General features: G+C 58.3%; 1 protein-coding gene. It reads right to left on the reverse strand.

Features of this window, described 5'->3' with window-relative positions; translation table 11 throughout:
* The coding region (locus ACTHR7_RS10860) for a phage baseplate assembly protein V (protein WP_440370815.1) at positions 1–264 on the reverse strand (264 nt) is incomplete at both ends.

Consider the following 264-nt stretch of genomic DNA (forward strand, 5'->3'; position numbering starts at 1 on the left):
TCGGTGGCGAGTTTGATGTGTTCCTGGCCTTTTTGGTCTTCCATCCTGAGTTTGTTGTTCGCCCAGGTACGGATGACGTTCCTTGTGTTCCAATCGGCAGGGATGTGGTCGGGATGGGCGCTGTCGTGCATGACGCCGGAGATATACGGGCGATCGGGGTTACCTTGGACGAAGGACAGCATGACTTCGGTGCCTTCGTGCAGGGGGAAGTGGATGCCGTATTCGGGACCGGCATAGGGTTTGGCGAGTCGGACGGGACGGCTT

Source organism: Neisseria sp. P0007.S010 (assembly GCF_051962875.1).
Classification (GTDB): Bacteria; Pseudomonadota; Gammaproteobacteria; order Burkholderiales; family Neisseriaceae; genus Neisseria; species Neisseria subflava_A.